The following is a 3,769-nucleotide window of genomic DNA, read 5'->3' as shown; positions in this document are numbered from 1 at the left end:
GCATCGCACGCACCTGAACGGCCATCGACTGCTTCGCGGCCTTGACAATGCTCTGCGAAGCAACCTTCTGCGCCTCGCGCCATTGCGCGACGGTCCAGCCTTGCGGCAGGTAGCCGTTGATCGGATCGTGCGCGCTAGTCTGGTCGGTCACGCAGTCCGGCGTGATGCCGCGCTCGACGAGTTCCGTGAACACGTCGGCCGCGTTGCCGAGCAGGCCGATCGACACGGGCTTGCCCGTGCGCTTCGCTTCCTCGATCATGCCGAGCGCCTCATCGAGAGTCGTTGCCTTCTTGTGGACGTAGCGGGTCTTCAGGCGGAAGTCGATGCGCGTCTCGTCGCATTCGACCGCAATCATCGAGAAACCCGCCATCGTCGCCGCGAGCGGCTGCGCACCGCCCATGCCGCCAAGGCCCCCCGTCAAAATCCAACGGCCCGACGGATCGCCGTTGAAGTGCTCGTTCGCGACCGCGAAGAACGTTTCATAGGTGCCCTGCACGATACCCTGGCTACCGATGTAGATCCAGCTACCAGCCGTCATCTGGCCGTACATCATCAGGCCCTTGCGGTCGAGCTCATGGAAGTGATCCCAGTTCGCCCAGTGGGGCACCAAGTTCGAGTTTGCAAGCAGTACGCGCGGCGCGTCCTTGTGCGTGCGGAACACTCCGACCGGCTTGCCCGACTGGATCAGCAGCGTCTCGTTTTCTTCGAGATCCTTCAGCGAGGCGAGGATCTGGTCGAAGCAATCCCAGTTACGCGCCGCGCGGCCGATGCCGCCGTAGACGACCAGCGCATGCGGATGCTCGGCTACTTCCGGGTCGAGGTTGTTCTGGATCATCCGGTACGCGGCTTCCGCGATCCAGGTCTTGCAGGTCTTCTCGCTGCCGCGCGGCGCGCGGATCGTGCGTGTCGGGTCCAGACGCGGGTCGATGTGTTTCGGGTTGTTCATGACGTTCCTCCTACTCAGTGCAAGTTGACTTCAGAGGCAAAAGACAAAGGGGAGTACGTCGCAATTGCACCGCTCAAAACCTGATCCGCGATTGCCTCGATATCCGGAGCGAAATAGCGATCGACGTCGTAATGCGGGACATCGCGACGGATCGCGTGCATTACCTGTTTCAGGGTGTGGCTCGTCTCATAGGGAGCACGCAAGTCGACCCCTTGCGCAGCAGCCAGCAATTCGATTGCGAGGATGTTAGCCACGTTATGTGCAATATCGCCCAGCTTACGCGCTGCGAACGTCGCCATGGACACATGGTCCTCTTGGTTTGCCGATGTAGGCAGCGAGTCGACAGACGCCGGGTGAGCGAGGGTCTTATTTTCCGACGCCAGTGCAGCAGCCGTTACATGCGCAATCATGAACCCAGAATTGACTCCTCCATCCTTGACGAGGAAAGGAGGAAGACCTGACATCGTTGCGTCGACCAAAAGTGCAATCCGGCGCTCAGACAACGCTCCGATTTCGGAGGCCGCAATTGCAAGATTGTCCGCAGCAAATGCAACAGGCTCCGCATGGAAGTTCCCCCCAGAAATCACCTCACCGGCTTCCGGGAAGATAAGCGGGTTGTCGGACACAGCGTTGGCTTCGATCAACAGCACATCCGTCGCATGGCGGATCTGGTCAAGACATGCGCCCATGACCTGCGGTTGGCAGCGCAGACAATATGGATCCTGCACCTTGTTACAGTTCACATGTGATGCGTTGATAGAGGAGTTGTCCAGGAGCGTCCGATAAGCGGCAGCAGCATCGATTTGGCCCTGGTGCCCGCGCAATGAGTGAATACGCGAATCAAACGGCTTAACGGATCCCATTGCAGCGTCAACAGACAGTGCCCCTGCGACCAGTGCGGTGCGATACAGATCTTCGATCACAAACAGGTTGTAGATGGCAAGCGCGGTGGATGCCTGCGTACCGTTCAGAAGCGCCAGGCCCTCCTTCGCCTGCAGGGTAAGCGGAGACAGCCCGGCAAGTTCAAGTCCTTGCCGCGCGCTCATTCGCTCGCCCTTTGCGAAGACATCGCCCACACCAAGCAGAGCCGCCGACATATGCGCCAAGGGAGACAGATCTCCAGAAGCACCTACGGAACCCTTAACCGGGATTACCGGCAATACGTCTGCGTTGAACAGGGCGATCAACGCTTCCATTACCTCTCGCCGAATGCCGGAGTTTCCTCGTCCGAGGCTGGACAACTTAAGCGCGATCAGAAGACGGACAACCGGTCGAGACATTGGCTCACCAACGCCTACCGAGTGGGATAGCACCAGGTTCTTCTGTAGCAGTTCAAGTTGGTCGCGTGGAATGTGGGTGCTCGCCAGCAGCCCGAAGCCTGTATTGATGCCATACGCGGGATCGCCTTTTGCAACGATATCAGCGACCGCCTTGGCACTAGCATCGATCGCAGTGAAACTTCCCGGATCAAGCTCTAACGATACGTTCGAGCGCGCTATTTGACGCAGTTGGGCAAGCGTTACTTTCCCGGGTGTAAGAATCATTTTACAAATCCTGTCTGTTCATTCGTTCCGCGGGCCAATCGGGCGGGTTGAACACCTCAGCCGAAGCAACCCAGTTCAAACTAATTCGCTGTGGCGAGCTGGTGCCCGGCGATGAACTGTCGCAGTCGCTGAGACCCGCCCCCGCCAAACACCTGTTCCGGTGTGCCGTCGATATCGACCTGCCCCTGGTGAAGGAAGACGATGCGGTTCGACACCTCTCGGGCAAAACCAAGTTCGTGAGTAACTACCAGCATCGTCCTTCCTTCCTCAGCGAGAGATCGCATAACGCGAAGTACTTCACCAACCAGTTCGGGGTCGAGAGCCGACGTCGGCTCGTCGAATAGCATTACTTTCGGACGCATTGCGAGCGCACGTGCAATGGCCACGCGTTGCTGCTGACCACCCGAGAGCTGTGCCGGGTACTGCTCTTTCTTGTCGGCCAGTCCGACTTTCGCGAGTAGCACTTCGGCTTCGTCGATCACTTCGGCTTTGGGCCGCTTTTGCACGCGTGTGGGACCTTCAATGAGGTTCTGCATCACAGTCATATGGCCCCAGAGGTTGAAACTCTGGAAAACCATCGCAAGTTCGGTACGGATTCGCTGGACTTGCCGGCGGTCGCTGCGATGCAACTTTCCGTGTCTATGTCGAGCCATATCGAACGCTTCGCCCGACACGGCAACGGACCCCTCGTCCGGAGTTTCAAGGAGGTTCAGGCAGCGGAGGAACGTGCTCTTCCCCGATCCGCTCGCTCCGAGGATCGAAATCACGTCACCTTGGTGGGCATCGAGCGAGATGCCCTTCAGGACATGGTGATTGCCGAACCACTTGTGGATATTCTTCGCCGAGAGCGCGGAGGAACTTCCGTTATCCATCATGTCTTCCTTACGCGGTGGTCGATCCGCCCGCGACACAGTTGCGGTGCCGGTATCCCGCTCAATTCCCGGCACCCGTTAGTCGCCGCCTCGCCAGAATGTTCGCACTGGCCCGGATGAAGGCGTTGGCGTTCGCGCCAGTCAATTTGCCTGTAATGGGTAGGCGCGCCACGCCCATCCGTCTGTCGCGAGCGCCAACTTCCGGACCTGATGTCAGTCGGCCAGTTCGACCGTCATCCAGATCAGGTCCTTCGACTCAAACGTCGATTCCCAAACAGCCTTACCCACTTCAGCCAGCTTGGCTGCGTCGGCTTCATCGATCTCTCCGAGCACCGGCTGGGAAAGATCCTCAGTGGTCGGGCCATACTGGACGATGAATTTTTGACCCGTGGACTGCGAGAAACGGA

3 protein-coding genes and 1 pseudogene are annotated in these 3,769 nt (G+C 58.9%); all 4 read right to left on the bottom strand.

Translation table 11 applies throughout. The annotated features are described in order from the left end of the window. On the bottom strand, positions 1-946 hold a 946-nt coding region (gene hutU / locus C9I57_RS32060), incomplete at its 3' end, for a urocanate hydratase (RefSeq protein WP_107154506.1). Positions 947-960: 14 nt separating this feature from the next. Then, a complete protein-coding gene (gene hutH, locus C9I57_RS32055) occupies positions 961-2,490 on the bottom strand; it encodes a histidine ammonia-lyase (RefSeq protein WP_107154505.1) in 1,530 nt (509 codons plus the stop codon). An 80-nt stretch (positions 2,491-2,570) separates the two neighbouring features. After that, positions 2,571-3,362, bottom strand: a complete 792-nt coding sequence (locus C9I57_RS32050; protein ID WP_026229492.1) for an ABC transporter ATP-binding protein — start codon at positions 3,360-3,362, stop codon at positions 2,571-2,573. Positions 3,363-3,575: 213 nt separating this feature from the next. After that, positions 3,576-3,769, bottom strand: a pseudogene (locus C9I57_RS32045) (hypothetical protein); the annotation flags it as partial.

The organism is Trinickia symbiotica (assembly GCF_003028655.1).
Taxonomy (GTDB): domain Bacteria; phylum Pseudomonadota; class Gammaproteobacteria; order Burkholderiales; family Burkholderiaceae; genus Trinickia; species Trinickia symbiotica_A.
This window is presented reverse-complemented; position numbering and strand designations above follow the sequence as displayed.